Below are 25,039 nucleotides of genomic sequence, written 5' to 3'. Positions count from 1 at the left end.
TCCCCCGCTAAAAGGAGTAGGCTAGATGATGTACCCCACAGTCATTGTGCCCAAGGCCGGGCACCCGCACCCCTAAGGGAGAATTCAGTGGTAGCACGTACTGAACGAACCGACGTCGTCCTGGTCGGCGGCGGCATCATGAGCGCCACCCTCGGTGTGTTCCTCAAGGAACTCGAACCGAGCTGGAACATCGTCCTGCTTGAACGCCTCGATAAGGCCGCTCAGGAATCCTCCAACCCCTGGAACAACGCAGGTACCGGCCACTCGGCACTGTGCGAACTCAACTACGCCCCCGCTGGCCCCGACGGCACCGTCTCGGCAGCTAAGGCACTGAATATCAACGAGCAGTTCCAGATTTCCCGCCAGTTCTGGGCATCCCTGGTTGAAGAGAAGATCCTGGACAACACCGACTTCATCAACCCGGTCCCCCACATGTCCCTGGTCTTCGGTGAAGACCACTCCAAGTACCTGGCTGCACGCTACGACTCCTTCCGCAAGGAGAAGCTCTTCGAGCGCATGGAATTCTCCACCGAGCGCGAGAAGATTGCCGAGTGGGCACCGCTGACCGTCAACGGCCGCAAGGGCAACGAGCCGATCGCCGCGACCTGGTCCCCCGAAGGTACCGACGTTGACTTCGGCGCCCTCACCCAGCAGATGATTGACCACCTGCAGACCAAGGGCGTTGAGGTTCGCTACGGCTACCAGGTCACCAACCTGAACCGCGAATCCAACGGCTCCTGGACCATTGACGCCATCAACCGCATCAACAAGGAAGAGCCGCTGACCATCAACGCGAAGTTCGTCTTCCTCGGTGCCGGTGGCGGCGCCCTGCACCTGCTGCAGAAGTCCGGCATTGAAGAGGGTAAGGGCTACGGCGGCTTCCCCGTCTCCGGCCTGTTCCTGCGCAACACCCACGAGGCCACCGCAAACCAGCACAACGCTAAGGTGTACGGTCAGGCTTCGGTGGGCGCACCTCCCATGTCTGTCCCCCACCTGGACACCCGCTACGTGGACGGCAAGCGCGCCCTCATGTTCGGCCCCTACGCTGGTTTTAAGACGAACTTCTTGAAGCAGGGTTCCCTGCTGGACCTGCCGCTGTCCCTGCGCCCGCACAACATCTACCCGATGACCCGTGCAGGTCTGGATAACTTCTCCCTGGTCAAGTACCTGCTTTCCGAGCTGGTCAAGGACAAGAACGCACGCCTCGAATCGCTGTACCAGTACTACCCCGAGGCTAACGGCGGCGAGTGGGAGCTCATCGAGGCCGGCCAGCGCGTCCAGATTATGAAGAAGGACGCGAAGAAGGGCGGCATCCTGCAGTTCGGTACCGAGGTTGTTTCTGCAGCTGACGGCTCCATTGCGGCGCTGCTGGGTGCATCCCCCGGTGCTTCTACTGCGGCTCCGATTATGCTGAACCTGCTGGCTAAGTGCTTCCCCTCCAAGATTGCCGGTTGGGAGTCTCGCCTGAAGGAGCTCATCCCCGGTTACGGCGTGAAGCTCAACGACAACCACGACCTGGCTGATGAGCTGATGGCTCACACCGCTAAGGTTCTGGGTATTCACAACTAGTTTTCAGCTAGTCGACAACAGCATCCGACAAGGCTTTTTGAAGCTTTTCGGAGCGGCGACCCTCTCTAATTGACCAGCAGGTCACCTATCTGCACTCGCAGAAAAATGCGGGAGGGTCAGAAAACCCTATAATGTCACCGCAGGGGCGGGAAGGACAGCTCATTGTTCTCCCTGCCCCTTCTGTGCACCCACACGCTGAAACCCGCATGCTAAAGCTAACAGGCGCACCACTGTGTACATCCCACTCATTCAAGGAGCCCCATTGGCTGCACACACCGGCTCTTCCACGGACACCTCCTCAACCACGGTGTCCGCCGGAGCTCGACGCGGACTCTTCTCCCGTAAGAAGAAGCCCGCAGCTCCCAAGTACGCAAGCGTAAAGCTACGCGACTTCCCCAAGGGCAGCATCCTCTACATCCTGCGCCGTGCCATCTTCAAGTTCGGCGTAAACGGCGCAAGCGACATGGCGGCAGCACTCACCTACTTCACCGTGCTGTCCATCTTCCCCGCCCTGCTGGCGATCGTCTCGCTACTGGGTGTGTTTGGGCACGGTGAGGAAAGCGCCGCGGTCATCCTCGCCTTCCTCAAGGACAACGCACCCGCCCAGATGTACGCCATTATGGAAGACCCCATCAAGCAGATTACCGGCGACCATGGTGCAGGCCTGGTGCTGTTGACCGGTATCCTCAGTGCGATCTGGTCCGCCTCCGGGTACACCGGATCCTTCGGCCGAGCACTCAACACCGTCTACGGTGTGCGTGAAGGCCGCCCCGGCTGGATTCTCAAGCCGCTGAACGTCCTCGTCACCACCGTGATCATCATCCTCGTAGTACTCATGATGCTCATGCTGCTACTGGGCGTAACTGTCCTGGACATGGTCGGTCAGTATGTACCCAAAACCGTGGACATGGAGCTCATCAAACTCATCTGGCTCAACGGCCGCTGGGTGCTGATTCTATTCATGGCGATTGCCCTGATTACCCTGCTCTACTCCACCACCCCGAACGTTCGCCGTTTCAAGCCGTGGAAGCTCTCCCCCGGCGCGGCGCTGGCACTCTTCGGTATGGGTCTGGGCGGTTTCGGCTTCACCCTCTACGCCAATAACTTCAGCAAATACAACGCCACCTACGGCCTGATCGGTGGTGTGATCGTGATGCTGCTGTTCATCTGGATCATGAACAATATGCTGCTCTTCGGCGCGCACCTGGACGCAGAAATCATGCTCATGCGCCAAATCATTGCCGGCGAAGACGACCGCGGACTCCTGAAGGTTCAGCCGCGCAGCACCACCGCATCCCGTGCGATGAAAGAACAGCGCGAACGCCTCATGTCCGCCGGGCACGAACTGCAGCAGCAGGCGGTGGGCCAGGGAATGCTCCCCAAGCCGAAGGGCCCCTCCATTGCGGATCGCGTGCAGAAGGCCGTGGACACCAGCACCACCAGTATTCGCACGCTCATTGCCGACGGTAAGGGACGCATCGAAAACGGCAAGGAGCAGCAAAAGCAGGCGAATGCCGATGCCTCCGAGGCTCAGGCTTCTGAGACGAGCACAAAGGCAGATGCGAGCGCAAAGGTTGAGCCTCAGCAGGAGGCGCTCTTCGACCCGAGCACCGATACGTCAACCGGTGAGTCGCAGAAGAACTAAGCGGCAGCTCAGCTGAGCGCGTATCGCCTCAACCTTTCAAGGGCGCGAGATAGAAAAGGGCGCAGGACAGAAACCCCGCGCTGGTCACTAAGATAGACATATGACCAGTGCAGATTTCTCTCCCGCGCCCTTTGCTGTACCCAGCGTTGCCCTGCCCGACCTCGCGTACACCCTCTACCAGCCGCAGCAGCTCAAAAGCCGCGTTCCCGCCCTCATGATTCATGGCTTCGCCACCCGCGGCGAACAGCTCTACGGCGGCACCGGCTGGATCCGCCAATACCTGCGCGCCGGATACCCCGTGCTGATTGTTGACCTGCCCTACCACTCAGACGAATACCTCAAAGACCCCGAATCCATGCACGCCATCGACTGCAAGCTCCCCAACAACACGGGTGTGCGCAGCCGCACAATTCCGTTCGATTCGGTGCCCTCTGTCGACGCGGCAGGTCAGCCACTGACCCCCATGCACCTGTACACCAACCTGCTCGCCCAGCTGCTGCGCACCGTCGCCACCGAGAACGACCTCGGCGTTGAACTGGAGCCCCGCGCACACGTTATCGGTTTCTCCTTCGGCGCCCGCGTCGGCTGGGAACTCGCCCTCACCCACCCGGAGGCGGTCGCATCCCTCACCCTGGGCGGCCTGCCCCTGCACGACCACCTCATCACCCTGCGCACCATGCTCGAAGCGCACGAGGGTACCAGCGCCTCCGCGAGCGCAGAAACCCCGGCGGCGGACTCCACCGACGAGGCGATTGCCTCCTTCACCTCGATTATTGACAACTCCCCCATTCAGCCCGATGCGCTGCTGAAGTTCGTGCGGATTCCCTTCGGCCCGTTCTTCGACGTGCCCGCCCTGCGTGCAGGCTCCCCGGACCTGCCTGCGGGTCATCCGGGCGCGCATCCGCGCGTACCCGTTACGGTGGTTCTCGGTGACGCGGACACCATCGCCGCCGACGGTGCGGAACTCTACGACATGGTGCGCGAGGACAACCCGCTCAACCACTTCATCTCCCTGCCCGGCCGCGACCACGTCAACGCACTGACCTCGGGTGCGTTCCGACGCGGTGCGCTCACCTTTGCTGCCGAGGTGGAGGCGGCGACGTCATAAAACGTCAAATTCGCGGGGGCGCTTCACTATCAGCTTTATCGTGCGCCGGGTGCTCCATTGCTCGTAGAATGGAACGTATCAAAAAACCTTTATCTGCGGTTGAACCTCATCTGCTGTTGAGCATCGACCGCAATCCCCAAGCAAAGGAACAGCATGCACAAGGTTAAGGCTGTCGTAGCCCTCGCCCAGGACGCACCCGTCACCGTCACCACCATCAACGTACCCGACCCCGGCAAGGGCGAAGCACTCGTCAAGGTCCTCACCTGCGGTGTCTGCCAGACCGACCACCACTACGTCACCGGCGGCGTCGGCCAGGACTTCCCCTACCTGCTCGGCCACGAGTCCGCAGGTATCGTCGAGGCTGTCGGCGATGACGTCACTAACATCGCCCCCGGCGACCTGGTCATCCTCAACTGGCGTGCCGTCTGCGGCGAATGCCGCGCATGCCGCAAGGGCCAGCCGCAGTACTGCTTCGCAACCCACAACGCAACCCAGAAGATGACCCTCGAGGACGGCACCGAACTCACCCCCGCACTGGGTATCGGCTCCTTCGCAGAGAAGACCCTCGTCGCGGCAGGTCAGTGCACCAAGATTACCGCTGACATCAGCCCCGAACAGTACGCAGCAATCGGTCTGCTCGGCTGCGGCGTCACCGCAGGTCTGGGCGCTGTTCTGAACACCGGTGAACTCAAGCGCGGTGAGTCCGTCGCAGTCATCGGCTGCGGCGGCGTCGGCACCGCAGCAATCGCAGGCGCACAGCTCGGTGGCGCAACCACCATCATCGCCGTCGACATCGACGAAGAGAAGCTGGCACGCGCACGCGAGCACGGCGCAACCCACACCGTGAACTCCTCCAAGGTCGACCCCGTCGAGGCCATCAAGGAACTCACCGGCGGCTTCGGTGCAGACCTCGTCATCGACGCTGTCGGCATCGCCCCCACCTTCAAGCAGGCCTTCGAAGCACGCGACCTGGCTGGCCGCGTCGTCCTCGTCGGCGTGCCCGCACCCGGGACCACCTGGAACATCCCGCTGGATGAGGTCTTCGGCCGCGGCGGCTCCATCAAGAGCGCATGGTACGGCGACACCCTGCCCTCCCGCGACTTCCCCGAATTCGTGGACCAGTACCTGCTCGGCCGCCTCGACCTGGACGGCTTCGTCTCCGAGCGCATCCGCCTCGAAGACGTCAACGAAGCATTCGAAACCATGAAGACCGGCCGCGTGCTGCGCTCGGTCGTGGAACTCTAGGAGCGTAGCGTGAGCGAACGTATTGAACGAGTCGTCACCTCCGGCACCTTCTCGCTGGACGGCGGCTGCTGGGACGTCGACAACAACGTCTGGGTCATCGGCAATGACTCCTCCGTGATCATCATTGACCCCGCCCACGACGTCGACAAGATCTCCCGCACCGTCGCAGGCCGCACCGTGGAGAAGATTCTGCTGACCCACGCCCACGACGACCACATCCGCAGCGCCAAGGAGGCGGCAGAACGCTTCGGCGCGCCCGTCTACCTGAACCCCGCGGACCGTGTGCTCTGGGAAATGGTGTACCCCTCCTGGGACTTCGACCACGAACTCGCTGACGGCGATGTGCTGCGCATCGGCGAGACCGAGCTGAAGGTCATCGCAACCCCCGGCCACTCCCCCGGCTCCGTGTGCTTCTATGCACCCACCCTCAGCTGGGAGAACAGCGAAGGCGTCGTTTTCTCCGGCGACACCCTCTTCAACGGCGGCCCCGGCGCAACCGGACGCTCCTACAGCGACTTCGACACCATCATCGAGTCGATCTCGACCCGCCTGCTGACCCTGCCCGAGTCCACCGCGGTCCTCACCGGCCACGGCGACAGCACCGGCATCGGCCTGGAAGCACCCGAGCTTCCGGCGTGGATCAAGCGCGGTCACTAAACCGGTAGCCTCACGCAGAGGTTCTTACGCGGAGGCTCACAACACGCCAAGCACGGTACGCAAAAGGCAGATGCCCCACCACCTACAAAAGGTGGCGGGGCATCCGCCTTTTAGCATGCGCTCGGCACGCTCAAGCTGCCCGCAGGGAACAAGCCGCAAGGAACTAGCCGCAAGGAACTAGCAGCGCCCTAAACTAGCCGCGTTCCGTCTCAGCCAAAGGAGCCAGCTGCTCCTCATGCTCCTCACGCCACAGGTAACCGTACAAATGGCCCAACGCAAAATACATCGTCGCAATAATCACCGGAACCATAAACGCATTACGGTAATACGGAGCATCGCCCATATAGCCGCCCCACATGCAACCCATCGCAAGACCAACGCCCAACATCGAACGAGTAAAGAAGCTTGCCTGCGAATCAGGAATATGCTTGAGCGAACGGTTCAGCCACAGCTCATGGCCACCAAACGCAACACCCAGCACCGCGCCGCAGAAGGCCAACGCATAGAAAATCGTGGATGTATCATCGCTCGCCGGCAAATACAGCGCCGCCATAATCAGCAGAATACCGCTCACCAGCCAGCCGTGCCACGGATTCACCGAACGGCCACCCAAAACCACCGGGAAAGCCACCACCACGAGCGCGCCGGTACCGGTCGCAACCATCGCCATAAACAGGTTCATCGAACCGTGGATCAGCGAGAAGCCCAGCAGACCAGAACCAACCGAACCCATGCACGCACCCAGCAGCACCAGGCCAAGAATCAGCACCACCGTCTGACGGCTCGGACGCACCAGATTCTGAGGCGGAGCCATACGAATACGCGAAATATCCGGCAGAACCCTCGGTGCCACCAGCACCACAATGAACAGCAGCGCATCCAGAATCATCGTGATCCAGAAGCCCGCATACTCATGATTCGGGGTGATGTACGCATCGCCCAGCCACACCAGCAGAGCAGCCAGCGGGTACATCGACATATTCGCCGTCGTACCCCACGACACCGCAGTCGACAAGCGAACATCACTGTACTGGTAGTTACGGCGATACAACGACTCAAGAGCGAACGGAGTCCACGGCGGAGTCGTAAAGCCCATCGCCACACAAGAGAGCGCATGGTAGGTCGTACTCACGTTATTCGGGTCAACCGTCAAACGCCAACCAATCACCAGCATATTCAACACCGCAGCAATATTCAGCACCGACGTAATCGCCAGCAACGACCGCAAACCCAGAGCACGCACCAGCATCGGGCCGAGCATAATCTGCACCGAATACGCGCCAGTAAACGCCGCCACCGCATAGCCGCCATCATGCACACTACCCAGATGGCTCGCCAACAGAATATACAGCGCAAACGCCGAAGAAGCCGCCGGAATGTGGAACAGAATCGTCAACACATTACGGGCAAAACCCTCAGCACGAAGCACCGCATACAGGTGACGACGCTGCTCCTTACCATTGCGCTGGAACAACGCCCAATGCTGACGCAAAATATCCGGGAGCGAAGCGTTCGTATTAATCTCATCCGCAGCCGGAACCGGGCGAGGCGGCAACTCCTGCAACACGTGCTCATTGTTGCGCACCACATCCGTCAGGGAGGTGCCCGGAACCGTCGGAATACCCGTGCCCGAAGCACGCATTTTATTCAGCGCATCGGAAGCGGGGCTCACCTTCGTGGTGCGCGGAGGAACCTCCGGCGCGGATGCGCTAGCGCGCGCATCAGCCGGAGGCTCCACACGATACGTTGAGTTCGGGTCCCTATCCTGAGGTGTCGAGGTCATCATCTCTTTCACGAATAAGCCGCCGGACATGGTACAACAGAGGCCCGGAAGCGAATTTATGCCTAATAGGAGTTTACCCTCACCGACGAGCCGTTCTGTCCCTTTTCAACCACAATCTGGGCGGGAATACGGTTCTTCATCTCCTCCACATGCGAAATCAGGCCAATAGTGCGGCCGCTATCACGTAGCGACTCAATCGTGCCCATCACCATGTCCAGGGTCTCGGCATCCAGCGTGCCGAAACCCTCATCGATGAAGAGGGTATCCAGCTCGATACCGCCGTTATTCGCCTGAACAACCTCAGCCAGACCCAACGCCAACGACAGCGACGCCAAGAACGACTCACCACCGGACAACGAGGACGCCTCACGCGGCTCGCCCGTCCACGTGTCAGTAATCTCAAGGTTCAGGCCGCCACCGGAACGGCTACCCTTCGCACGGTGATCGCTGAACACCATGCCGTAGCGGCCCTCACTCATCCGGTCCAGATGCAGCGACGCCGACCGCAGAATACGCTCAAACTCGGCACCCAGCACATAGCTGACCAGGTCAACCTGATGCTCATAACCGCCCAGAGTGTCACCGCGGGCAGCCGCCGCCAGGTTAGCCAGCATCTGCGCGCGGTCATAACGCTGCGCCGTCTGCGCACGGAACGCCGCATACTCGGCACGCAGGCCCTGCAAAGAACGCAGCACGCTCTCCCGCTCGCCCTCACGAAGAGTCAAACGGTGCGCCGCCGCACGCAACTGCTCAACCTGCTCACGCACACCCTGCAGATCATCCGGCGCCTGCTCACCGGCGGCAACACGAGCTGCCACCGCAACAATCGCCTCACGACCAAAGCCCTCAAGGAGGCGGGCGTGCTCCAACTCATACGCGGCAACAGCCTGCTCCAGGGCGTCAACACGCTCGGGGGTGCGCACCGCCGCCTGCACCAGCTCAGCGCTCTCAAACGAAGACTCAGCCAGCAGACGCTCAGCCTGCTCCGCCGCCAAAGCATGACGCTCACGCGCCTGCCCCAGCAGCAACACCGCACGAGCAAGACGCTGATGCGCCGCACGGTAGCCCTCCACAGCCTCAACACGCTGCGCAAAACCCACCGCCGCACGAGCAGGCGCCAACTCAGCCGCAGCAGCCTCACAGCGCGCCGCAGCGTCACGGTGACGAGTCTGAGCCTCAACCGCCGCGCCCTCGATGGTGCGTAGCGCCTCCTGAGCCTTCTGCTGCTGCCCCCGCACCCGCTCAACCTTCACCAGCACGCCGTCACGAGCGGTCACACGGGACTGAGCCCGCTCGAGGCGGGTCTGCGTCTGCTGCAACTGGGCGGCAGTCTGCTCAACATCGCACTCACCCTGAGCCGCCAGGGTCTCGTACTGGGTGCGGGCGGCGGCAAGCGCCTCGGAGGCTTCCTGATGCGCCTTGGTCGCCCGGTCCTTAGCCAGTTCGTGGGTGCGCGCCTGCTGGTGGGCCCTATCTTCACGCTCCTTGGCGGCGTCTAGGTCGGCACGCTCCACCAGCTGCTCGCCCTCGGCAATCTGCGCGGGTGCGGGGTGCTCGACCGAGCCGCAGACCGCGCAGGGTTCGCCGTCCTTGAGCTCACGCGCCAGCAGGGAGGAGGCCTGAGCGAGGCGCAGCACCTGCAGGTTCTTGAACTCCTCGGTCGCCGCGAGCGCCTGCTGAGCCGAAGCCTGCCACTTTTCCTGCACCTTCTGCTCGGCGGTGGCGGTGCGCTTGCTCTGCTTCTCGGCAGCGGCGACCGCGGCGGAGGCGGTATCCAGCTTCTGCTGCATCTGCTGGGCGGCGTCGTGCTTCTGCTGCGCCTCGGTGACCAGGTGCGCGGCGAGGGTGCGTTCCTCGTCGGCGGTGCTGTAGCCGGCGAGTTCTTCGGCAAGCTGCTCGGCCTGGGCGGTGAGGTCGCTCAGCGTCTTTTCGGCACGCGACTTGTCCTGTTCGAGGGTGTGAGCCTGCTTCAGCAGGGCAGTTGCGGCGGCTTCCTCTTCGGTAAGCTGCGCGTCCTTCTTCTGCAGGGCGCGCAGGGTGTCGAGGAGCGCCTCGAGCTGGGTTTCCTGTTCGGCGGGCTCAAAGGAAGGGAATGAGGCGAAGGTCGTCTCCTCGGGGAAGGTGACGTCATCCGAGGTTTCCTCATCGCGCAGTGCCACGAGCAGGGCGTTGCCGTTCTCATCCAGCGCGGAAGCACAGGCTGCCTGCTCCTGCTGGCGGGCGGCAAGCGCCTGCGATTCGGCGTGGACCTGCGCGTACTGTGCGTGCAGGGGCGCGGCGGCACGCGCCTGCGCCAGCTCTTCACGCTGTGCCTTGTGCTCGTCGGCGCGTTCGGTCAGGCAGGTGCGGCGCTCGCAGAGCTGCTCGTATTCGCGCCAGTCGGCCTGTAGTTGGGCGCGTTCGGCGAGCAGGCGGGTGTGCCGGTCGGCTTCGTCGGTGAGGCGCTGCTGCTCCTGCTTTTCGCGCGCGGAGGTTTCGCGGGCGCGTTCTACCCCGCCGGCGACCCATGCGTCGAGGGTTTCGGCGGTGACGCTCTCAGCGGTGAGCTGTTCGGAAGTCTCATTCCCCGCCTCCGCGGGTTCCTCAGCGTCCGGATCCACAGCGTCCAGTAGCTCCTGCAGGGCGAGCATTTCTACGCGGGCACGTTCAAGGTAGCCGCGCTGGGTGTTTTCGTCCTGGGCGACTTCCTGCTGGGCGGTTTTCGCTTCTTCGGTGAGTGCGGCAAAGAGTTGCTCGTAGTGTTCGACGGGGAACATCTTTTTGAGCAGTTCTTTGCGTTCTTTGGGCTTGGACTTGAGGAATTGCGCGAACTGACCCTGCGGCAGGAGTACGACTTTGAGGAATTGTTCTTTGGTCAGGTGGGTGCGTTCGGCGATGGTGCGGTTGACTTCGGCGACGCTGCTGGAGATAGGGGTCCAGGCTTTTTCGTCGGCGGGGTCGGCGCCGGGCGCGAGTTCGGCGAGGGTTGCTTTGGCGCTTTCTTCGCGCATTTGGCCTTTGCGGGCGCCGCGGGTGATGGGCCTATTGTAGGCGGGGGTGCGGTCGATGCGCAGGCGTTTGCCGTGGAGGGTAACGTCGAGTAGTACGCGGGGTTTGGTGCCGCTGTGTGCCGCGTAGGTGGAGTGCAGTTTGGCGGATTCGCGGTCGCTGCTGGTTTCGCCGTAGAGGGCGTAGCAGATGGCGTCGAGGATGGTGGTTTTACCGGCGCCGGTGGGGCCGTTGAGGAGGAATACGCCGGCGTTGTTGAGGGTGTCGAAGTTGATTTCTTGGCGCTTGGGGTATGCCATGAAGGCTTCGAATTCGAGGTTGTGCAGGATCATGCGTTGTCCTTGTGGCTTTTGATGTGGTCGCTGAGGGTGGTGATGACGTCGCGTTCTTCGCTGGTGAGGGGGCGGTTGCGTACGTATTGGTGGAATTGGTCGAAGGTTTCGACGGGGTCGGCGTCGCGGGTGGGGGGTGCGGCGGCGGGTTTGTCGGCGGCGGGTTGGGTGCTGCGGTAGCTGAAGTGGGAGATGGTTTCGTAGCGGCTGCGCAGGCGGTCGACGGCGCCGACGGGTAGGGTTTCGTCGGTGAGTTCGATGCGGCAGTAGTAGCCCTGCTCGTAGGGGCTGTTTTCGGGACTGTTGAGCAGCTGGTCCATGGTGCCGCGCAGGGTTTTCATGTGTACGCGGGTTGCCCATTCGTGGCCGCTGATGGCGGGTTCTTCGCCGGGGGTGAGTTCGATGAGGTAGGCGCCGTTGCGGTTGTGTTCTTCGCTGAATGAGAAGCCGAGGGGCGAGCCGCTGTACCGGATGGTGGGGGTGACGGGGTACCGCTTGTGGATGTGGCCGAGGGCTACGTAGTCGAAGCCGTCGAAGAGGGAGGCGGGTACCCAGTCGATGCCGCCGACGCTGATGTCGCGTTCGGAGTCGCTGCGGGGTGTGGTGTCTGCGCTGCCAGCAATGTCACTGCCGGTGGTGTCGCTGACGGTTGCGTGGCTCATGACGATGATGCGGTCGGCGCCTTCGCCGCGGGCGTGACGTTCGGCGGCGTCGGCGCGGATGGCGTTGGTGACAGCGCCGAGGACCGCCTGGTGGGTGGGGTCAACGCCGAGGGCGGTGGCGTGAAGGCGCGGCGCGAGGTAGGGGATGGCGTAGACGTGTACGCGCAAGGTGCCGTCGGTGAGTTCGACGGGGCGGGTGGCGTCTTCGAGGCTGGTGCGCAGGTGCACGCCGGAGGCTTCGAAGAAGGCGGCGCCGTAGCTGAGGCGGCGGAAGGAGTCGTGGTTGCCGGAGCTGAGGATGACTTGCACGCCGGCGCGCATGAGGCGGGTGAGTGCCTGGTCGAGCAGGGTGGTGCTTTCGGCGGTGGGGATGGTGCTGTCGTAGACGTCGCCACTGATCAGGAGGGCGTCGATACCTTCGGCGTGCACGTAGTTGAGCAGTTCGTCGATGAACTGCTGGTGTTCGCGGGTGAGGGGGCTGCGGTGGAAGGTGCGGCCGAGGTGCCAGTCGGAGGTGTGCAGGATCTTCATGGTTTCAGTATGGCACTGCGTCATGTTTTGCGCCTCACAGTTCGTCATTTGCGGTTCGGACCCCACAGCGGCGCAGGCACCCAACCCGCGGCGTAGGTGCTCGTGCGGAGCGGGGGCTCCGTCCTCAAGGCGCCCCAGCGCCGCAGAGGGGGCACTCCCCCGCGAGCATGAGCACGAAGCCGCGAGCGTGAGTGCAAACCCGCCTGGCACATCCTCCCTCCCACGAGCGTGAGCCCAAAGCCGCCTGAATACTCTACCCTCCGCATCCTGAACGCACGTGGGATAATCGCCCTATGAGTTTTTCTTCTGTTGAGTTCACGCGTGCGCCTGAGGTTTCGGCTGAGTTTGCGGGCAGGGTGCGCGGCTTGTTGTGTGCGTCTGCGCTGGGTGATGCGCTGGGTTATCCGTTGGAGTTGTTGTCGGCTGAGCAGATTGCGGAGTGCGCCCCTAAGCCGTGGGATTCGGCGTTTGGTGAGCTGTTGGTCAGTGATGATACGCAGCTGATGTGTTTCACTCTGGATGGCCTGACGGAGGTTTTGGAGTGGAATAATGAGGGCGCGGCGGCGGATGAGTTGGCGTGTTTGTGGTTGGCGTATTTGCGGTGGTTCCGCGGTATTGGTGAGGTTCTGCCGGACTCTGCGCCGTTTTCGTTGGATCGTGAGATTGATGGGTCTTCGGAGTTGACGGCTCGTCGTGGTCCGGGTGCGGCGACGTTGCGGGCGTTGGGTTCGGGTGAGATGCAGTTGGTGTCGAAGTCGTTGAATCCTGATGCTTTGGGTAGTGGTGCGTTGGTGCGTTCGGCGGCGTTGGGTGTGTTGCCAGTGGCGCAGGAGCGTACGGTGGTTTTGTTGGCGGTGCGTGCGGCGGCGTTGACGCATGGGCATCCGGAGGCGTTGGCTTCGGCGGCGGCGTATGCGTTGTTGGTTCGTGATTTGTTGGCGTCCCCGGCTGGCTCGTTTGATGCATTGTTAGAGGCGGCGCGGCGTGTGGTGTCGTGGTGTGGTTCGGTGGCGGCGGATGATTCGATTCCGGGTGATGCTTCGCGTACGGCGGCGGCGTTGAGTCGTGCCGTTGAGCTGCTGGAGCGCGGCGTGGCCCCGGTTCCGGGGGCTGTGGCGGAGCATTTTGGTACGGGTTGGACGGCGCCGGAGCTGTTGGGTGTGGCGTTCTGGTGTGCGGCGTATGCTGTGAAGATCTTGCCTGCTGATGCCGATGAGGCGACGGTGCGTGGCGCCCTGTTTGAAGGGTTGTGCCGTGCGGTGTCGGTGGATTCGGATTCGGATTCGGTGGGTGCGATGACGGCGGCGTTGTGGGCGGCGGCTGGTTTGCCGGTGGCTGGCGGTGAGGCTGATGCGTGGTCGCAGGCGCTGGATCGTGTGCGCGGATTGGATCAGGTGGAGGCGGTGGCGGACCGTTATCTGCGTCAGCTGGGTCTGTAGCGGCGCTGAACGTTGACGGCGCAGCGGACATGCGTAGCGGGGGCTCCGTCCTCGAAGCGCCCCCAGGCGCTGAAGAGGGGGCACTCCCCCGCGAGCATCGTCCGCAGAGCCAACCTGACATACTCAGCCTCTGTGGAACTGAACGTTGACGGCATAGCGGACATGCGTAGCGGGGGCTCCGTCCTCAAGGCGCTCAGCGCCGCAGAGGGGGCACTCCCCCGCGAGCATAGTCCGCAAGCCGGTCATGCTGAACTTGCGCGAGCATCGCCCGCAAGCCGTCGTAACAAACTGCATATAGGTACAGAAAAGGCTCTCCGGTATCTCGGAGAGCCTTTTCTGTATGCGCTAGAACTAGCAAAACTAAGCCTTTACGGAGTAGCCGGTCACGCGGAGCGGGGGCTCCGTCCTCAAGGCGCTCAGCGCCGCAGAGGGGGCACTCCCCCGCGAGCGGGAACCGGCTACGTCCGCTCAAGCTAGGTGGTGTTTCCTAGTCCAGGTAGTCTCGCAGTACCTGCGAACGCGACGGGTGACGGAGCTTAGACATGGTCTTCGACTCAATCTGGCGGATACGTTCGCGGGTCACGCCGTAGACCTTGCCGATTTCGTCGAGGGTCTTGGGCTGGCCGTCGGTCATGCCGAAGCGCATTGCGACCACGCCGGCTTCACGCTCGGAGAGGGTGTCGAGCACGGAGTGGAGCTGTTCCTGCAGAAGGGTGAAGGACACTGCGTCTGCGGGGACGACTGCCTCGGAGTCTTCGATGAGGTCACCGAATTCGGAATCGCCGTCTTCACCGAGGGGGGTGTGCAGGGAGATGGGTTCGCGGCCGTACTTCTGGACTTCGATGACCTTTTCGGGGGTCATGTCGAGTTCCTTGCCGAGTTCTTCGGGGGTGGGTTCGCGGCCGAGGTCCTGGAGCATCTGGCGCTGCACGCGGGCGAGCTTGTTGATGACTTCTACCATGTGCACGGGGATGCGGATGGTGCGGGCCTGGTCTGCCATTGCGCGGGTGATGGCCTGGCGGATCCACCAGGTTGCGTAGGTGGAGAACTTGAAGCCCTTGGAGTAGTCGAACTTTTCGACGGCGCGGATGAGGCCGAGGTTGCCTTCCTGGATGAGGTCGAGGAAGAGCATGCCGCGGCCGGTGTAGCGCTTGGCGAGGGAGACAACGAGTCGCAGGTTAGCTTCGAGCAGGTGGTTCTTAGCTCGCTTACCGTCGTGGATGACCCAGCGCAGGGCTTTTTGGAGGTCTTTGTCCATGTCGGGGTTTTCGGCGAGTTTGTGTTCGGCGTAGAGGCCTGCTTCGATGCGCTTGGCAAGGTCGACTTCCTGCTGTGCGTTGAGCAGGGAGACTTTGCCAATCTGCTTGAGGTAGTCCTTGACGGGGTCGGCGGTTGCGCCGGGGGTGACGACGCGCTGTGCGGGTGCGTCGTCGTCGTCGTTTGCGGTGAGGACGAAGCCGGAGCCCTTGGCTGCTACTTCTTCTGCGGCCTTCTTTTCTTCTTTTTTGGCTACGGTTTCTTCGTCTTCTTCTTCGGTTTCATCTTCGCCGTCGGTGATTTCGAGGTCTTCGTCGAGTACGAGGTCGAATTCGTCGTCGTCGCTCTTTTTGCGGCGGCCACCGGTCTTGCGCTTGGTTGCGGTGGTGGTGGTTTTGCGGGTGCGCTTGGGCTTGTCTGCCTCGGTTTCGGCAGTAGTTTCAGCACCGGTTTCGGCGGTTGCGCCGGTGGTGTCTTCGGTTGCCGCTGCGGCTTTGGTGGTTGCCTTCTTGGTGCGGGTGGTCTTGGTGGTGGTTTTTGCGACGGTTTCTTCGGTTGCGTCGCCGGTCACGGTCTTCTTGCTGGTTGCAGGTGCCACTAGAACCCTTTCTGGCTTGTGGTGGGGTGTTTTGTTTGCAAAACACCTAAGACCCTGTCAAGTCTGTGCTGGCGTCCTCGGTCGGGGTGTTTGCTGCGTTTGTCCGGTTTAACGCTGTGGGGGCGGGTTTTATTCCGCGTGCGTTGGGCGGTTTGCAGGGTTCCGTTGCTCGTTGTGTGGAGCGGTTTGAGGGCGCGTTGTAGCGCATTGACTGTACGGGGTCAATATATAAGTATTGCAGATTTTCAATTGCTTTCAACTTGACGCGCTGGTCGGGGTGGGCTTGGGGGTGTTTCGGGTGGGTGCGATTGTGTGTGGGAGTAGGCGCATGTGGGAGGGGCGTGCCGGGGTGGCGCGCCCCTCCCTCGTTTTATGCCTTCGCTTTTAGGCGCTGGTTTTAGGTGCCGGGCTTTTAGGGTTTTCGGGGTTTGAGGGTGCTGATGGGTCGGCGGTGTGTTCCGGGTTCGCCGCAGATGGTGTGTTTGATCCAGGCGGGTAGGTTGCCTGCGTTGAGGTGTACGTCGAGGATGTTGAGGTCCTTTCCGAATGTGTGGCGGTGGGCTTCTTGGCGGAGCAGGCGGGCGTAGGTGCTGTAGCCCTTGTACCAGTTGGCCCAGGCTTGGGTGTTGCGTAGTGCGGCGTATTCTCCGTCGGTGCTGTGGGGTGTGAGCAGGCTGGTGAGTAGTTCGAGTGCGTTGAGGCGTGCCCAGTGGGGGCTGTCTAGTTTTCCTTTGAGGGCGTTGAGGTAGTGGGCGTAGACGGCGTGGTGTTCGGTGAGGTATTCGCTGTTGGTGCAGCTTTCGTCGATTCGTTGTTGGAGGTTTTCGAGTTTGTTGTGGGCGTTGTGGTCTTTGGGGTGTTCCTCGAGGCGTGGGAGCACGTCGCGGCTGATGGTGTTGAGTTCGGCGGCGCTGGCGAGGTCGGCGGGGGTGAGGTTTTCGAGTGCCCAGCCGTTGAGGTTATCGTGCTGGTTGCTGCGGTTCTGTTGACTGGTACGGCTCTCTTGAATAGTGCGGTGGGTGCGGCGGATCCAGTCTTGCCATTGCACGCATTTTTCGGGCACGGCGCGTACGTGTGCCTGTTCGGTGCCGGGTGTGGCGCTGAGTGCGTGGGTGAAGCTGGCGGGGATGTAGGTTTTGCGGGTGATGCGGGTGCCGTAGTGGGGTGGTTCGAGCGGCGCGCGGTTGGGGCTGGTGCTGGGGTATTCGCCGCCGAAGGCGTGGTAGGTGTATTGGGCGGAGTAGTGCAGGTAGGCGAGCGCTTTTTGGGCGTGGTTGAGTCCGTAGCCGGCGAGGTAGGTGAGCATTTCGGCGGTGATGGGGTTGAGGGTTACCGGTGCGATGGAGGCACGTAGGTGCCCGGCGACCTCGGCGGGGATGAGTTCGCGGAGTGCGTCGCCGATGGTGGGCGCATCACCGGTGGCGGGGTTGCCTGCGTGATCGACCGGGTGGGTGGCGAGCAGGTGCGCGGCAGCGTTGATGGCGGCGTCCCAGTAGCACAGGTCGATTTGAGCTTGGCGGTAGATGGTGCGGACGCCCTTGCGGGCTTCGTCGTGGCGGGTGGTATGGGTGTGGTCCCAGAGTTCTACTGCGTTTTCCCAGTCGTGGCGGGTTTCGGGGTTGGTTGTGGGGTCGGTGTCCCAGGGGCTGTGGGCGTAGTTGTGGTGGGCGGTGTCGGCGATGGTGTCGCCGTGGCGGGTGAGCCAGTTGTAGTAGCTGCTGTGTCGGATTTCTTCGATGGGTGCGAGGAGGGTGAGCGCTTGCTGTTCGGGGTTGAGCGCCCAGATGCTGGCACCGCCTGCGTAGATGACGTCTTCGCAGCGTAGTTCGCTGACGATGCGCGGGTCGTGGAGCAGGTGGAGCCATGCGTTGATGGGGATTTGGGTGTCAACGTCCCGTTGGATTTCTTCGATGGCGGCAAGTTGTGCGGTGTTGGGGTGCAGTTGGCGTTGGCGTACGGTGTTGTCGCCGTCGATGATGATGGCGTAGAAGCGGGTGAGGGTTTCGCCGTTGTGGCAGGTGGGGAGTTTGGCGAAGGTTTCGTGCAGGAAGTCGGCGCGTTCGCTGTGGGTGCAGGGTTCGTCGGGTAGGTTGACGCGCAGGCTGGGGCCGAGGGTGTTGTCGGTTGCGGTGAGGATGATGAGTGAGTGGTCGGGCCAGTAGCCGTGCTGGTGGAGGGCGCAGCTGAGCACGTCGTATTCGTTGCGGATGGGCGGGGGCGTGTCGTAGCCACCGTGGATGTGGTCGTTGTGGAAGTAATCGCTGCGGAGGTGGTCGTTGTTGGGGGTATTGCCGTTGGGGGTATTGTTTGCGTTCATGCCTTCACGGTGGCATGGTTTGCGCGGGTTCGGAGTTAAACAAATAAATCTGTGGATACTTCGGTTCATGTATCCGAAGTATCCACAGATTTATTCGTATTGTTCGTTTGTGCGCGGGGGTTTGTCCACAGGGGCGCGGGGTGCCGCGTCATAATCTGTCACGCAATACCTGTCACGCAATACCTGGCGGGCGGTATCCGACGTGCCAGACGGTATCCATGATCCAGGTTCGCGGCGGGCAACCCTCCGCGCCCCTATGACTCGCGCTCCTCCGCAGCATCCCCTACTGCGAGCACTTATTGTTCGTCGAGGAACCGCTCGAAGAGCGCACCAATCTCGTCGCGGCTGGGCACGTTGTGCGCGTCGCGTCGCGAGAGGGGAACCGCAATGTCGGAGGTGCGGAAGTTCTCGTCGTAGTTCTCCTCCATGGTCGTGATCATGCGACCAATCTCGGGGTTCTGCTTGACCTGATCGTTAATCTGGCTGTGCACGTGGCGTGCGGCTTCGCGCAGGTTCTCGGTGGGTAGGGAGAGGTGTGCCGCCATGCCCACGTGTTCGAGCGCGGTGAGGGTACCCTGCGGCAGGTCCGCCTCCGAAATGTACTGGGGAATGTTCACGCCGAAGCCGACGGTGTCGATTCCGTTTTCGGTGAAGAGAACTTCCAGCAGGTTGGTGATGGTCGCGTGCACGTCCGCGCTGGGCTTCCACGGGGAGATGCCGCGAATCAGGTCCTTGCGGGAGCCGTGCGCGGTAATCGGGAAGGGGCGGGTGTGCGGCACCGGCATGGGGAATGCGGAGACTAGCACGACCAGGGAGGGCTTGACTCGCTGGGCGATGGTCAGCACCGCCTTTTCGAAGCGCTGCCACTGCAGGTCCGGTTCGGCGCCGGTAAGCAGCAGGAACGGCTTGTCGAGGCTGTCTTCTACGGCGTAGAGCTTCAGCTGCGGGTATTGCGGCTTTTCGAAATGGTCTTTTTCGTAGCGGATGTAGGGGCGGCGGGCACGGTAGTCGTGCAGCTGGTCGCTGTCGAACTCGACGATTTCAATGTTTTTGAGTTCGCTGAGCAGCACCTGTCCGAGCTGGCCTGCGGTGGATCCTGCGTCTTGCGGGCTGGAGAGGGCGATGATGAGGGTTAGCCCGTGCATCCTGGGGTCGTCCAATATTTTGGTGTTGGCTAAGTAGAGATCTTCGGGGTTGAGCATTACGCCTCCTCACTTCTGTCTGGTTCGCGCCGCGTTCGGGGGGCTTAGTATTTTCTGCCGGTACCCGAGGTGTTGGGGCGAAGGGGCGTCTTCTGTTATCTGACGCTTTCCGTAGTCTTTCATTTTATGCCACGACGGCGCTGTCTCGACAGTGTGCGGGCTTTTCTCGCAGTAGGTGAACTTGTTTGGCGTCCCATCGACGTTCTTAAGACGCTGCAGCTCGGCTTCTTGTGCGTTTTTCTGTGCTGTCGGCTGTTCGGGGTGAGAGCTGAACCTCACGCCCTCTTACATATCCGTGTAGAGTAGAAGCAGTAGTCCGCGCGGCTTTGCGCGGCGGTATTCATCCTCACTCTTCGAGGGCCTACAGTTGAGTTTTTCGGGCGCGAGGATGTGCCCTGACTATTTTGAGAAGACATACGCAAAGGAGTAACGATGTCTCTGTCTCTGTCTATTCACAGCACCGACCTTGAAGCGCTCGAAGCTGACGTTCTGGTTCTGGGCGTTCTGAAGGGTTCGGACGGCGCGTACCTGGCGCCGAACTCCCTGTCTGAGGACTCTATTGAGGGTATTAACGAGCTGCTGGAGGCGCTGGGCGCCTCGGGCGCACCCGATCAGCTGCTGCGTCTGCCCGGCCTTGAGGACACCGGCGCCGGTATTGTGGCGCTGGCGGGTCTGGGCTCTGATACCGCTGAGGGTCAGGAGCGTCTGGACGCTCTGCGTTACGCTGCCGGTTCTGCGGCTCGTCAGCTGGTTGGTTCCGCTGAGGAAATTGCTTTCGACTTCGGTGTTTCTTCGGTAGAGGAAATTGAGGCTATTGCTCACGGCGCTGTGCTGGGTAACTTCGTTGAGGAGGGCCTGCGTTTCAAGACCAAGGATTCGGTCCAGGAAGAGATCGAGTCCATTCTGATTGTTTCTTCGATTGATCAGGAAGAGGCTGAAGAGGCTCTGGTGCACGCCCTGGTTCTGGGTGAGACCGCTAAGGATGCTCGCCGTCTGGTGAACCTGCCTCCGTCGCACCTGTACCCGGAGACTTTCGCTGAGTTCGCTGCTGAGGTCGCTGAGGATTACTCGAACATTGAGATTGAGCTGTTCCACCACGACCGCCTGGCTGAGGAGGGCTTCGGCGGCATTTCCGGTGTTGGTCAGGGTTCGCCCCGCAAGCCGGTTCTTGCCGTTGTGAAGTACACCCCGGAGAACCCGAAGGCTCACGTTGCTCTGGTTGGTAAGGGCATTACCTTCGATACCGGTGGTAACTCGCTGAAGCCTGCCGCTTCGATGATGACCATGAAGTGCGATATGGCGGGTGCTGCTGCCGTTCTGAACGCTGTGGTTGCTTCCGCTGAGCTGGATGTGCCGGTTGCTGTGACCGGTTACCTGTGCCTGGCGGAGAACATGCCCGGCGGTCACGCACTGCGCCCGGAGGACATCATCACCATGCGTGATGGCCGTACCGTTGAGGTGCTGAACACTGACGCTGAGGGCCGCCTGGTCATGGCTGATGGTATTGCCCTGGCTTCTGAGTCGAACCCGGACGTCATCCTGGATATCGCTACCCTGACCGGTGCCGCTATGGCTGCCCTGGGTCTGCGCACTGCTGCTCTGCTCGGCGACGAGGAGATTCGCGACCGTGTGATTGCAGCCGGTGCCGCTGCGGGTGAGGCGTACTGGCCGATGCCGCTGGAGTCCTACCTGCGTAAGAGCCTGGAGTCCCCCGTTGCTGACATCAAGAACATTGGTTCCCGCTACGGTGGCGCGCTGACTGCGGGCCTGTTCCTGAAGGAGTTCGTGGGCGAGGGCATCCCCTGGGCTCACCTGGATATTGCGGGCCCCGCGTTCAACGAGGAGGCACCCTACGGCTTCACCCCGAAGGAGGGTACCGGCTTCGGTACCGCTACCCTGGTGAACTTCATCCAGTCCTACGCCAAGTAGTCTGCTGCACTGGGCGCGCGTCCTGATTGGTGCATCCTAGCTGGTGCCCCTCATCTGGTGCACCCCTATCTGGTGTGTAGCCGCACAGCATAGAGCTAACTAATCAGAGGAGGGCTTTTCGGTATTTCTACCGGGGAGCCCTCCTCTGCGTCTTTCTTTGGCATCTTTTCTTGGTGTCTTTTCTTGGTTGCGTTCTGTGCGACCGCTGTGGTGGTCCTGTCACCACGCCGTTCTATGACGCACCGCTTTTCTTGAGTGGTGAAAAATTTGCGCTGTTTGGGTGATTAATCAGCTAAAACCGCCCTGAGTGAACTTAAACGACCCTCAACGGGGGTATTGTTGTATTAAGTGTTTTTCTGCGTACGCAGAGGGGCGCGCGATTTTTGTGAGTCGCGGGCCTTTCGCGCATGCTGGGGAACCTACCAATAAATTGGTAAAGAACTCATTGCAGGGGTCTTTAGCCCCCACAACTATGCAAGGGAGCAATATCGTGGCTCAAGAATTCGACATCCTCATCCTCGGCGGCGGTTCCGCTGGCTACTCTGCAGCTATTCGCGCACGCCAGCTAGGCTTCACCGTCGGCCTGATCGAGAAGGAAAAGGTCGGCGGCACCTGCCTGCACACCGGCTGTATCCCCACCAAGGCGTACCTGCACGCTGCTGAGCTGGCTGAAGAGGCACGCGAAGCGTCCAAGGTTGGCGTTAACGCTGTTCTGCAGTCCATCGAGATGGGCAAGGTTCGCGATTACAAGGACAACATCGTCTCCGGTAAGTTCAAGGGTCTTGCAGGCCTGCTGAAGATGAAGGGCGTGGAGGTTATCCCCGGCGAGGGTAAGCTGACCGCTCAGGACACCATCACCGTCGGTGGTGTTGAGTACAAGGGTAAGAACATTATCCTGGCATCCGGCTCGGTCTCCAAGACCTTCGGTCTGCCCATTGAGGGTCGCGTTCTGACCTCCACTGAGGCACTGGAAATGGACTACCTGCCCAAGAGCGCTATCGTGCTCGGCGGCGGCGTGATTGGTTGCGAGTTCGCATCCATGTGGAACGCTATGGGCGTTGACGTCACCATCATCGAGGGCCTGCCGAACCTGGTTCCCAACGAGGACCCGGCAATCATCAAGGTTCTGGAGCGTGCGTTCAAGAAGCGCGGCATCAAGTTCAACACCGGCACCCTCTTCGAGAAGGTTGAGCAGGACGCTAACGGTGCTAAGGTCACCCTGGCTGACGGCAAGGTCTTCGAGGCAGAGATCGTTCTGGTCGCTGTTGGTCGTGGCCCGAACACCGCAAACATGGGCTACGAGGAGCAGGGCATCCCCATGGATCGCGGCTTCGTCCTGGCTAACGAGCGCCTGCACACCGGCGTTGGCAACATCTACGCTGTTGGCGACATCGTCCCCGGCGTTCAGCTGGCTCACCGCGGTTACCAGCAGGGTATCTTCGTTGCTGAGGAAATCGCTGGCCTGAACCCCTCCATCGTTGAAGACGTGAACATCCCCAAGGTCACCTTCTGTGACCCGGAGATCGCTTCCGTTGGCTACTCCGAGCCCAAGGCTAAGGAGAAGTTCGGCGCTGAGAACGTTGAGACCGCTGAGTACAACCTGGCTGGTAACGGCAAGTCCGCTATCCTCGGTGCTACCGGTATCGTGAAGGTTGTCCGCCAGAAGGACGGCCCCATCGTTGGTGTTCACGCTATTGGTAAGCGCATGGGTGAGCAGATTGGTGAGGCTCAGATGTGGGTTGCTTGGGAAGCATTCCCCGAGGACGTCGCTAAGTTCATCCACGCACACCCGACTCAGAACGAGTCCCTGGGTGAGGCTGCAATGGTCCTGAACGGCACCCCGCTGCACAGCGCATAATTTTTGCTGACTGGCGTTAGCGCGTCAGCTTAGTATTGACGACCGTTGGTCGTTAGCGGTTGCCGGGCGTATCCGCTGAACAACGCCCCTATCCGGATGCGCGTCGACGTGCTTCAACGCATACGGCGCGCATCCGGGTCACCGCTCACATTTTTCTAGTTCAAGCATTCACAAGGAGAACGGGAAAGATTATGTCCCACACCGTAGTACTGCCCGCACTGGGCGAGTCCGTGACCGAGGGTACCGTTACCCGCTGGCTCGTTGAGGTCGGCGACACCATCGAGGTTGACGCACCCCTGGTTGAGGTTTCCACCGACAAGGTTGACACCGAGGTTCCCTCCCCCGTAGCAGGCGTTGTTGAGCAGATTCTCGTCCCCGAGGACGAGGACGTCGAGGTCGGCGCTGCTCTGGCTATCATTGGCGACGGTTCCGGCGCTGCTGCACCGGCTGCTCCCGCAGCTGCTGAGGCTCCCGCAGCTCCCGCTCCGGTTGCTGAGGCTCCTGCTGCTCCCGCAGCACCCGCCGCTGCTCCGGCTGCTCCCGCAGCTGCTGCTGCAGGCATCGAGGTCGTACTGCCCGCACTGGGCGAGTCCGTCACCGAGGGCACCGTTACCCGCTGGCTGAAGGAAGTTGGCGAGCAGGTTGAGGTTGACGAGCCCCTGGTTGAGGTTTCCACCGACAAGGTTGACACCGAGGTTCCCTCCCCCGTAGCAGGTACCCTGCTCGAGATCCGCATCCCCGAGGATGAGGACGCAGAGGTTGGCCAGGTTCTGGCTATCATCGGCGACGCTTCCGCTGCTGCTGCACCCGCTGCTCCGGCTGCTCCCGCTCCGGTTGCTGAGGCTCCCGCAGCTCCGGCAGCACCCGCTGCAGCTCCTGCAGCTCCTGCAGCTCCCGCTGCACCTGCCGCTCCGGCAGCTGCTGAGGGCGAAGCATACGTGACCCCGCTGGTTCGTAAGCTCGCTAAGGACAACGGCATCGACCTGTCCACCGTCAAGGGCACCGGTGTTGGTGGCCGCATCCGTAAGCAGGATGTTCAGGCTGCTATCGCTGCTAAGGGTTCCGCTGCTCCCGCCGCTGCTGCACCCGCTGCAGCTGCTGCTCCGGCTGCTGGTTCCGCAAAGGCACCGCACACCTTCGAGGTTTCCCCCAAGCGTGGCACCGTCGAGAAGACCGCACGTATCCGCCAGGTTATTGCAAAGCGTATGCGTGAGTCCCTGGACGTCTCCACCCAGCTGACTCAGGTCACCGAGGTTGACGTGACCCGCATCGTTCAGCTGCGTGCAAAGGCTAAGGACGGCTTCGCTGCTCGTGAGGGCGCTAAGCTGACCTTCCTGCCCTTCTTCGTCCAGGCTTCCGCTGAGGCTCTGCAGCAGCACCCCGCTCTGAACGCTTCCATGACCGAAGACTACAAGCAGATCACCTACCACGGCTCCGAGAACATCGCTATTGCTGTGGACACCCCCAAGGGTCTGCTGGTTCCGGTCATCAAGAACGCTTCCGACCTGGGCATTGCTGGCCTGGCAAAGGCTATTGGTGACCTGGGTGGCCGCGCACGTACCGGCGACATCTCCCCCGAGGAGCTGTCGGGTTCGACCTTCACCATCACCAACATTGGTTCCTTCGGTGCACTGTTCGACACCCCGATCATCAACCAGCCGAACGTGGCAATCCTCGGTACCGGTGCTATCGTGAAGCGCCCCATGGTTGTTAAGGATGTTGACGGTAACGACGTTATCGCTATCCGCTCCATGTGCTACCTGTCCCTCACCTACGATCACCGCGTGGTCGACGGTGCGGACGCTGGTCGCTTCCTGCACACCGTCAAGACCCGCCTGGAGGAGGCAAACTTCGAGTCTGAGCTGGGCCTCTAAGACCTGCAAAGATTCAAGGAAGTTTCCTTGTGGCGGTGCCCTGAT

At 61.7% G+C, this 25,039-nt stretch carries 15 protein-coding genes; 9 read left to right on the top strand and 6 right to left on the bottom strand.

Annotated elements, in window-relative coordinates; all coding sequences use genetic code 11:
- Nucleotides 1-87 precede the first annotated feature (87 nt).
- The 5 genes from ACP3RB_RS02575 to ACP3RB_RS02555 all read left to right on the top strand — a co-directional run bounded on the left by ACP3RB_RS02575 (nucleotide 88) and on the right by ACP3RB_RS02555 (nucleotide 6,224).
- The gene (locus ACP3RB_RS02575) at nucleotides 88-1,569 is read left to right on the top strand and encodes a malate:quinone oxidoreductase (protein ID WP_311449418.1); all 1,482 of its coding nucleotides are present in this window, start codon (nucleotides 88-90) and stop codon (nucleotides 1,567-1,569) included.
- A gap of 262 nt (nucleotides 1,570-1,831) precedes the next feature.
- The gene (locus tag ACP3RB_RS02570) at nucleotides 1,832-3,214 is read left to right on the top strand and encodes a YihY/virulence factor BrkB family protein (RefSeq protein ID WP_426699344.1); all 1,383 of its coding nucleotides are present in this window, start codon (nucleotides 1,832-1,834) and stop codon (nucleotides 3,212-3,214) included.
- Between the two features lie 100 nt (nucleotides 3,215-3,314).
- Nucleotides 3,315-4,322, top strand: coding sequence for an alpha/beta hydrolase (locus ACP3RB_RS02565; RefSeq protein ID WP_426699343.1), 1,008 nt, complete (start codon nucleotides 3,315-3,317; stop codon nucleotides 4,320-4,322).
- 153 nt (nucleotides 4,323-4,475) lie between these two features.
- Complete coding sequence (locus ACP3RB_RS02560) at nucleotides 4,476-5,567, top strand: S-(hydroxymethyl)mycothiol dehydrogenase (RefSeq protein ID WP_314728870.1); 1,092 nt, start codon at nucleotides 4,476-4,478, stop codon at nucleotides 5,565-5,567.
- Nucleotides 5,568-5,576: 9 nt separating this feature from the next.
- On the top strand, nucleotides 5,577-6,224 hold the full coding sequence (locus tag ACP3RB_RS02555) for an MBL fold metallo-hydrolase (RefSeq protein ID WP_426699342.1): 648 nt from the start codon (nucleotides 5,577-5,579) through the stop codon (nucleotides 6,222-6,224).
- 193 nt (nucleotides 6,225-6,417) lie between these two features.
- Here the strand turns inward: ACP3RB_RS02555 and ACP3RB_RS02550 are convergent, their stop codons facing one another.
- From ACP3RB_RS02550 to ACP3RB_RS02540, 3 genes are read right to left on the bottom strand one after another with little or no spacing between them, the layout of a single operon-like run.
- Nucleotides 6,418-8,010 (bottom strand): MFS transporter, encoded by a 1,593-nt coding sequence (locus ACP3RB_RS02550; RefSeq protein WP_426699341.1) that lies wholly within the window; start codon nucleotides 8,008-8,010, stop codon nucleotides 6,418-6,420.
- A 59-nt stretch (nucleotides 8,011-8,069) separates the two neighbouring features.
- Nucleotides 8,070-11,327, bottom strand: a complete 3,258-nt coding sequence (locus ACP3RB_RS02545; protein WP_426699340.1) for an AAA family ATPase — start codon at nucleotides 11,325-11,327, stop codon at nucleotides 8,070-8,072.
- Nucleotides 11,324-12,544: an exonuclease SbcCD subunit D gene (locus tag ACP3RB_RS02540; RefSeq protein ID WP_426699339.1), complete on the bottom strand. Its 1,221-nt coding sequence runs from the start codon at nucleotides 12,542-12,544 to the stop codon at nucleotides 11,324-11,326. The genes ACP3RB_RS02545 and ACP3RB_RS02540 overlap by 4 nt, the downstream gene beginning before the upstream one ends.
- Before the next feature lie 269 nt (nucleotides 12,545-12,813).
- Here ACP3RB_RS02540 and ACP3RB_RS02535 point away from each other — a divergent pair, with 269 nt between their 5' ends.
- Entirely contained in the window at nucleotides 12,814-13,959 is a 1,146-nt protein-coding gene (locus ACP3RB_RS02535) for an ADP-ribosylglycohydrolase family protein (protein WP_426699338.1), read from the top strand.
- Nucleotides 13,960-14,446: 487 nt separating this feature from the next.
- On the opposite strand, the gene ACP3RB_RS02530 is transcribed toward ACP3RB_RS02535, so the two are convergent.
- The 3 genes from ACP3RB_RS02530 to ACP3RB_RS02520 form a co-directional block, all read right to left on the bottom strand.
- Nucleotides 14,447-15,814 (bottom strand): RNA polymerase sigma factor, encoded by a 1,368-nt coding sequence (locus ACP3RB_RS02530; protein WP_426699337.1) that lies wholly within the window; start codon nucleotides 15,812-15,814, stop codon nucleotides 14,447-14,449.
- 412 nt (nucleotides 15,815-16,226) lie between these two features.
- Entirely contained in the window at nucleotides 16,227-18,131 is a 1,905-nt protein-coding gene (locus tag ACP3RB_RS02525) for a metal-dependent hydrolase (protein WP_426699336.1), read from the bottom strand.
- Between the two features lie 296 nt (nucleotides 18,132-18,427).
- On the bottom strand, nucleotides 18,428-19,333 hold the full coding sequence (locus ACP3RB_RS02520) for a PAC2 family protein (protein WP_311452117.1): 906 nt from the start codon (nucleotides 19,331-19,333) through the stop codon (nucleotides 18,428-18,430).
- 432 nt (nucleotides 19,334-19,765) lie between these two features.
- Between ACP3RB_RS02520 and ACP3RB_RS02515 the strand changes: the two genes are divergently transcribed.
- The 3 genes from ACP3RB_RS02515 (at nucleotide 19,766) to sucB (ending at nucleotide 24,994) form a co-directional block, all read left to right on the top strand.
- Nucleotides 19,766-21,262 carry a leucyl aminopeptidase gene (locus ACP3RB_RS02515; RefSeq protein WP_426699335.1) on the top strand — a complete coding sequence of 499 codons (1,497 nt, stop codon included), beginning with the start codon at nucleotides 19,766-19,768 and terminating at the stop codon, nucleotides 21,260-21,262.
- Between the two features lie 472 nt (nucleotides 21,263-21,734).
- The gene (lpdA, locus tag ACP3RB_RS02510) at nucleotides 21,735-23,120 is read left to right on the top strand and encodes a dihydrolipoyl dehydrogenase (protein WP_044142607.1); all 1,386 of its coding nucleotides are present in this window, start codon (nucleotides 21,735-21,737) and stop codon (nucleotides 23,118-23,120) included.
- A 191-nt stretch (nucleotides 23,121-23,311) separates the two neighbouring features.
- Complete coding sequence (gene sucB / locus ACP3RB_RS02505) at nucleotides 23,312-24,994, top strand: 2-oxoglutarate dehydrogenase, E2 component, dihydrolipoamide succinyltransferase (RefSeq protein ID WP_426699334.1); 1,683 nt, start codon at nucleotides 23,312-23,314, stop codon at nucleotides 24,992-24,994.
- Nucleotides 24,995-25,039 lie beyond the last annotated feature (45 nt).

Source organism: Rothia mucilaginosa (assembly GCF_049990865.1).
Taxonomy (GTDB): Bacteria; Actinomycetota; Actinomycetes; order Actinomycetales; family Micrococcaceae; genus Rothia; species Rothia mucilaginosa_I.
This window is presented reverse-complemented; position numbering and strand designations above follow the sequence as displayed.